The sequence below is a fragment of the Pseudomonas sp. 05T35 genome (genome assembly GCF_056396605.1).
The window spans coordinates 1-4,663 of the sequence record NZ_JBFTLU010000364.1 but is presented as its reverse complement, the minus strand read 5'-3'; the positions used below and the strand labels follow the sequence as shown (position 1 = coordinate 4,663).

Below are 4,663 nucleotides of genomic sequence, written 5' to 3'. Positions count from 1 at the left end.
CTATATGGGCACGTCGACCTTTTCCGAATACACCGTGTTGCCGGAAATCTCCGTCGCGAAGATCCCTAAAGAAGCACCTCTGGAAAAAGTCTGCCTGCTGGGTTGCGGCGTCACCACCGGTATCGGTGCGGTCATCAACACTGCCAAGGTCAAGCCGGGCGACACCGTGGCCATCTTCGGCCTGGGCGGTATTGGCCTGTCTGCGGTCATCGGCGCAGTCAAAGCCAAGGCCGGACGAATCATTGCCATCGACATCAACCCGGCCAAGTTCGAAATCGCCAAGCAGTTGGGCGCTACCGATTGTGTGAACCCGAAAGATTTCGACCGTCCGATTCAGGACGTGATCGTCGACATGACTGACGGCGGTGTCGACTTCTCCTTCGAGTGCATCGGCAATGTACAACTGATGCGTGCGGCACTGGAGTGCTGCCATAAAGGTTGGGGTGAGTCGGTGATCATCGGTGTTGCCGGTGCTGGCCAGGAAATCTCCACTCGTCCGTTCCAGTTGGTGACCGGTCGTGTCTGGCGCGGTTCGGCATTCGGTGGCGTGCGCGGTCGCACCGAGTTGCCAAGCTACGTGGAAATGGCCCAGAGCGGCGAAATCCCGTTGGACACTTTCATCACCCACACCATGGGCCTGGAAGACATCAACAAGGCATTCGACCTGATGCATGAAGGCAAAAGCATCCGCTCTGTCATCCATTTCTGAGGTCGGTCATGAGTCTGGAAAATCTCTCATGCCAGAAGAGCTTCGGTGGCTGGCATAAACGCTACAAGCATCATTCCGAAGTGCTGGGCTGCGACATGGTGTTTGCCGTGTACCTGCCACCGCAAGCGGAGCAGGGCGGTAAGCTGCCGGTGTTGTACTGGTTGTCGGGATTGACCTGCACCGACGAAAACTTCATGCACAAGGCCGGCGCGATGCGCATGGCGGCCGAGCTGGGGCTGATCATTGTCGCACCGGACACCAGCCCGCGAGGCGCCGATGTTCCGGGCGACCCAGACGGCGCGTGGGATTTCGGCCTCGGTGCCGGGTTCTATCTGAATGCCACGCAGGAGCCTTGGGCCAGGCACTATCGGATGCACGACTACGTGGTGCAGGAATTGCCTGCGTTGGTCGAAGCGCATTTTCCGGCCTCGGACAAACGTGGCGTCAGTGGTCACTCCATGGGCGGGCACGGCGCACTGGTCTGTGCCTTGCGCAATCCTGGTCGGTATCAGTCGGTGTCGGCCTTCGCGCCCATCAACAATCCGATGGATTGCCCTTGGGGTCAGAAGGCGTTTTCGCGCTACCTGGGCGAAGAGCGTTCGAAGTGGCGCGAATGGGATGCCTGCGTGCTGATCAGCGAGGCAGTTGAAAAGCTGCCGTTACTGGTGGATCAGGGCGATCGGGACGACTTCCTCGCCACTCAGCTCAAACCCGAAGCACTGCAGCAGGCGGCGAAACTGGCCGGCCATCCGCTGACCTTGCGTCTACAGCCGGGCTACGACCACAGCTATTTCTTTATCGCCAGCTTTATTGATGAACACTTGCGACATCACGCACACGCTCTAGGCGCCTAAAGCAGGTAGAATCACGCCCTGACTAAATCGGGGCGTTTTTTTATGCGTATTGGCCACGGCTATGATGTGCACCGTTTCGCTGAAGGCGATTTCATCACTCTGGGCGGTGTGCGAATTGCACACGGTTTCGGGCTGCTCGCCCATTCCGACGGCGACGTCTTGCTGCATTCGTTGAGCGATGCCTTGCTCGGCGCAGYGGCGCTGGGTGATATCGGTAAACACTTTCCAGACACCGACCCGCAATTCAAAGGTGCTGACAGCCGCGTACTGTTGCGTCACGTTGTCGCGCTGATCCACGCCAAGGGCTGGAAGGTCGGCAATGTCGATAACACCATCGTTGCCCAGGCGCCGAAAATGGCCCCGCATATCGAATCGATGCGTGCGCTGATCGCCGCGGATCTTCAAGTTGAGTTGGATCAAGTGAACGTGAAAGCTACCACCACCGAAAAGCTCGGCTTTGTCGGTCGCGAAGAAGGCATTGCCGTGCACTCCGTTGCCTTGTTGCTGCGCGCATGAATGAACTGCAATTGCTCGGCCCGCGTGCCTACGGCGAAGYCCTCGGCACTGCCGTACTGAAAGCCATCGCGGAAGATTTTCAGGTCGATGAAGTCCTCGATATTCCGCTGACTGGCGAAGGCGAACACCTGTGGATCTGGGTGGAAAAACGCGGCCTGAACACTGAAGAGGCGGCCCGGCGAATTGCCAAGGCTGCCGGCGTGCCGTTGCGCACCGTCAGTTATGCCGGCCTGAAAGATCGCCAGGCACTGACCCGCCAGTGGTTCAGCGTGCAATTGCCCGGCAAGGCCGATCCTGACTTGTCCGCGGCAGAAAACGACACACTGAAAATCCTCAAGACCGCACGCCATAAACGCAAGCTGCAGCGCGGTGCGCATTCGGCCAATGGCTTTACCTTGCGCTTGACCCAGTTTGCTGGCGACAAGGACGCGATTGAAGCGCGTCTGCAACTGATCGCCAAACATGGTATTCCCAACTACTTCGGCGCGCWGCGTTTCGGCCACAACGGCGGCAATGTGGTGGATGCTCGGGACTGGGCGGCACGCAAAGCCTTGCCGGAGCAGCGCAACGTGCGTTCACGCCTGCTCTCCACTGCGCGCAGCTTTCTGTTCAATCAGGTGTTGGCGGCGCGAGTTGCCGACGGTAGTTGGCAGCGCGCCCAGGTGGGCGACTTGCTGGCTTTCACCGACAGCCGCAGCTTCTTCCCGGCAGGTGAGGCAGAATGCAGCGATCCGCGCCTGGCAATCCTCGACCTGCACCCGACCGGGCCGCTGTGGGGCGAGGGCGAGTCCCCCGCGACCGGTGCGACTCATGAACTGGAGCAACGGGTCGCGGCAGGCGAAGCGGATCTGCGCGATTGGTTGATAAACGCTGGAATGAGCCATGAACGTCGCATCCTGCGGCTGCCCATTGGCGGGTTGACGTGGCATTATCCCTCGCTGGACATTCTGCAACTGGAATTCGTCCTTCCGGCCGGATGCTTCGCCACCGTACTGGTGCGTGAACTCGTCGATCTGGTGCCGGTGGGGCAGACGGACAGCTCATGCGTATTCTGATTTCTAACGACGATGGGGTAACAGCGCCCGGTCTTGCCGCGCTTCATGCTGCGCTGGCGGATTACACCGAGTGCGTGGTTATCGCCCCTGACCAGGACAAAAGCGGCGCCAGCAGTTCGCTGACGCTCGACCGTCCGTTGCACCCGCAAACCCTGGCCAATGGCTTTATCAGCCTAAATGGCACGCCGACCGATTGCGTGCACCTGGGCCTCAACGGTTTGCTGGAGCGCGAACCGGATATGGTGGTTTCCGGGATCAACATGGGAGCCAACCTGGGCGACGATGTGCTGTATTCCGGCACGGTTGCGGCGGCGCTCGAAGGGCGTTTCCTTACGCTGCCTTCGTTTGCCTTTTCGCTGGTATCGCGGCAAGTGGAAAACCTGCCGACGGCGGCCTACTTTGCGCGCAAGCTGGTGGAGGCTTATGCCGACCTTGAATTGCCACCGCGCACGGTGCTGAACGTGAACATTCCGAATCTGCCTCTGGAAAACATTCGAGGTATCCAGCTGACTCGCCTGGGTCACCGTGCCCGCGCCGCCGCGCCGATTCAAGTGGTCGACCCGCGTGGCAAGTCCGGCTACTGGATTGCCGMGGCCGGCGATGTGGAGGACGGCGGGCCTGGCACGGATTTCCATGCGGTGATGCAGGGTTATGTCTCGATCACCCCGCTGCAACTCGATCGTACCTTCAATGATGCCTTCAAAAGTCTTGATGGCTGGCTGGAGGGGCTGCGCTGATGGCTCGTGAACAAGACGATATCCTGCGTCGTGGTATCGGCATGACCTCCCAGCGCACGCGTGAACGGCTGATCCAGCGCTTGTACGAGGAAGGTCTGTCCAACGCCCAGGTGTTGGAGGTCATTCGGCGGACCCCGCGTCATCTGTTTGTCGATGAAGCCCTGGCGCATCGAGCCTACGAAGACACGGCGTTGCCAATCGGCCATAACCAGACCATTTCGCAGCCTTATATGGTGGCTCGCATGAGCGAACTGCTGCTGGAGGCCGGTCCTCTGGATAAAGTGCTGGAGATCGGTACCGGGTCCGGATACCAGACGGCGGTGTTGTCGCAATTGGTCGAGCGGGTGTTTTCCGTCGAGCGCATCAAGGTCCTGCAGGATCGCGCCAAGGAGCGCCTGGTCGAGTTGAACCTGCGCAACGTGGTATTTCGGTGGGGCGACGGTTGGGAAGGCTGGCCAGCGCTGGCACCGTACAACGGCATTATCGTCACTGCGGTGGCGACCGATGTACCTCAGGCGTTGCTCGATCAATTGGCGCCGGGTGGGCGGCTGGTGATTCCGGTTGGTTCAGGGGAGGTTCAGCAATTGATGTTGATCATCCGTGAAGAACAAGGCTTTTCCAGGCGCGTTTTGGGGAGCGTGCGCTTCGTGCCATTGCTCCATGGACCACTGGTTTAAGCATTTATTTAAAGACGCTGAATTCTGTTTGATTACCTTGGTCTTACAGCGGCATTGATCGGTTAAACGCGATTGAACAGCGATCAGCAAACGTGTGCGTGTGTCGATTGTACTT

The 4,663-nt window shown here is 59.5% G+C and carries 6 protein-coding genes; all 6 read left to right on the top strand.

Features of this window, described 5'->3' with window-relative positions; genetic code table 11:
* Positions 1-709, top strand: a 709-nt coding sequence (locus AC1DH9_RS22785; RefSeq protein WP_477808826.1) for a zinc-binding dehydrogenase, incomplete at its 5' end; no start/stop codon positions are given.
* An 8-nt stretch (positions 710-717) separates the two neighbouring features.
* Positions 718-1,563 (top strand): S-formylglutathione hydrolase, encoded by an 846-nt coding sequence (fghA, locus tag AC1DH9_RS22780; RefSeq protein ID WP_427544618.1) that lies wholly within the window; start codon positions 718-720, stop codon positions 1,561-1,563.
* 42 nt (positions 1,564-1,605) lie between these two features.
* Positions 1,606-2,079 carry a 2-C-methyl-D-erythritol 2,4-cyclodiphosphate synthase gene (ispF, locus tag AC1DH9_RS22775; RefSeq protein WP_477808825.1) on the top strand — a complete coding sequence of 158 codons (474 nt, stop codon included), beginning with the start codon at positions 1,606-1,608 and terminating at the stop codon, positions 2,077-2,079.
* Positions 2,076-3,134 carry a tRNA pseudouridine(13) synthase TruD gene (gene truD / locus AC1DH9_RS22770; protein WP_477808824.1) on the top strand — a complete coding sequence of 353 codons (1,059 nt, stop codon included), beginning with the start codon at positions 2,076-2,078 and terminating at the stop codon, positions 3,132-3,134. The genes ispF and truD overlap by 4 nt, the downstream gene beginning before the upstream one ends.
* Complete coding sequence (gene surE / locus AC1DH9_RS22765) at positions 3,122-3,871, top strand: 5'/3'-nucleotidase SurE (RefSeq protein WP_477808823.1); 750 nt, start codon at positions 3,122-3,124, stop codon at positions 3,869-3,871. The genes truD and surE overlap by 13 nt, the downstream gene beginning before the upstream one ends.
* A gap of 41 nt (positions 3,872-3,912) precedes the next feature.
* Positions 3,913-4,548: a protein-L-isoaspartate(D-aspartate) O-methyltransferase gene (locus tag AC1DH9_RS22760; protein WP_427544633.1), complete on the top strand. Its 636-nt coding sequence runs from the start codon at positions 3,913-3,915 to the stop codon at positions 4,546-4,548.
* Positions 4,549-4,663: the final 115 nt, after the last annotated feature.

Coding starts and splice junctions, on each gene's coding strand:
- AC1DH9_RS22760 (WP_427544633.1), top strand. CDS start 3,913: ATGACCTCCCAGCGCACGCGTGAACGGCTGATCCAGCGCTTGTACGAG.
- fghA (WP_427544618.1), top strand. CDS start 718: ATGAGTCTGGAAAATCTCTCATGCCAGAAGAGCTTCGGTGGCTGGCAT.